The organism is Pseudomonas sp., assembly GCF_050739655.1.
Classification (GTDB): domain Bacteria; phylum Pseudomonadota; class Gammaproteobacteria; order Pseudomonadales; family Pseudomonadaceae; genus Aquipseudomonas.
Genome location: NZ_JBOIBY010000716.1, coordinates 1 through 1,590, shown reverse-complemented (window position 1 = coordinate 1,590; position 1,590 = coordinate 1). Strand labels below are relative to the sequence as shown.

The 1,590-nt window shown below is 57.3% G+C and carries 2 protein-coding genes; both read right to left on the bottom strand.

The window, feature by feature from the left end:
• Positions 1-51: 51 nt before the first annotated feature.
• A complete protein-coding gene (locus tag ACRESJ_RS33925) occupies positions 52-813 on the bottom strand; it encodes a YdcF family protein (protein ID WP_431761782.1) in 762 nt (253 codons plus the stop codon).
• 105 nt (positions 814-918) lie between these two features.
• Positions 919-1,239: a hypothetical protein gene (locus tag ACRESJ_RS33920; RefSeq protein ID WP_431761781.1), complete on the bottom strand. Its 321-nt coding sequence runs from the start codon at positions 1,237-1,239 to the stop codon at positions 919-921.
• Between the last annotated feature and the right edge of the window lie 351 nt (positions 1,240-1,590).

Genomic DNA, 1,590 nt, shown 5'->3' with positions numbered 1-1,590 from the left:
GGATTTGTATTCACCTTGTAGGAGCTGCCGCAGGCTGCGATCTTTTGATTTTCATCGGTAAAAAAGCGAATACCCAACCTGCCCCACCGCCTCATTCATCAACTGCCCGCTCTGCCAGATCGACTTGAACTCCGGCAACCAGCCGCCCAATGGCCGGCCGTTCGCCCTACCTAAAAAGCCCATCGGCGCCGGCACCACTTCAAACCCGGCCTTCTGGAAACTCCAGACAGCTCGCGGCATGTGCCAGGCCTGAGTGACAAGCACCACGCGCTTGACCCCTTCGGGCAAAAGCATTTCGGCGCTCAATTGCGCATTTTCCCAGGTCGTGCGGCTTTGCCCTTCCTGCCAGCGCACCGGCACGCCGAAATCATCGCGCAATGAATCAGCCATCAGCTTGGCCTCGGTGGGCGGCGTACCGTAATGCAGGCCGCCACTGGTGAGAATCGGCAAGCCCGAGGCTTTCGCCAGGCGTGCGGCATAGCGTTGACGTTCAAGACCCACGCCGGTCGGCTGATCGCTTCCCCAGGCCGGATCGCCCCGCTCACGCCCCGAACCCAGCACCACAATGGCGTCGGCGTGTTGCGCCAGTGTCGACCATTCATCGAATGCCAGCGGGGGATTACGCTCAAGAAGCTCTGCGCTCCACTGCACGACAATCGGCAAGCTCATCAGCCAAAAACCACCCAGGCCCAAGGCAAAACACAAGGCGGCCAACCTGGGCCTTGAGCGGCGTAGCCACCAGGCAAGCGCCAACAGCAGCAACAGAAGGCCTGGCGGCAAAAGCAGTTGTTTCACGAAATAACGAAAAGGCATCGAGCATCTCCATGAAGATGCCCGAAGCCTAAGTGGGTTGACGCAATGCGACAATAAATACGGAAGGACTATGCTTCAAAAAACTCTGGAGCATGGCTCGATGCTTTACTTGAACTGTAGAGACCGGACCTTTACCGCGTCTCTGCCAGGTATTTTGTCCTTGAGCCAGATAATCTTGGCTGAGCGTGGTGCGTCGAGTTGCTTCACTGCCTCGGACAAGCATCCGTGTGTTTCACGCTCTCTGCGATCCAGGTACGCCTTGACCAAAGCAAACTCTGCGGGGCTCAGGCCACGCAATTCCAGCTCCAGCGGACGTTCATCACGCAGCCGGCCAGCGGTTCTTGCCGCCTCCAGGGCCATTCCAAGACGATCAATCAGTCTTTCGTACAACTCCGGTTTCGTAGCTTTTCGCTGTAACTCAACCATCCCTCACCTCATTGGAAGATAAGACCTACTCCCCAGTTAGAGCTTAGCTTCCATGAACAAACCGGCTGAACGCCGCGACCAACGGCCCTCGCAGCGGTTTTGGCAAGACGCGCGGCAGCAATCAGGGTTTCCCTCGGTAGAGTGCGGTCATGTATGCTACGGCGCTTCCTGTAACTCCACTTCCAGCACGACTGGACACCGAAACGCCGAATAGGCGTGATCACCGTCCAGCGTTGCATTGAAGAGGATTAGGCCACCCCTATTCAGTTCAAAAGTAGCCATGCACGAACAATATCAGCCCCGTGAAATCGAAGCCGCCGCCCAGTCGTTCTGGGACGAGCAAAAGTCCTT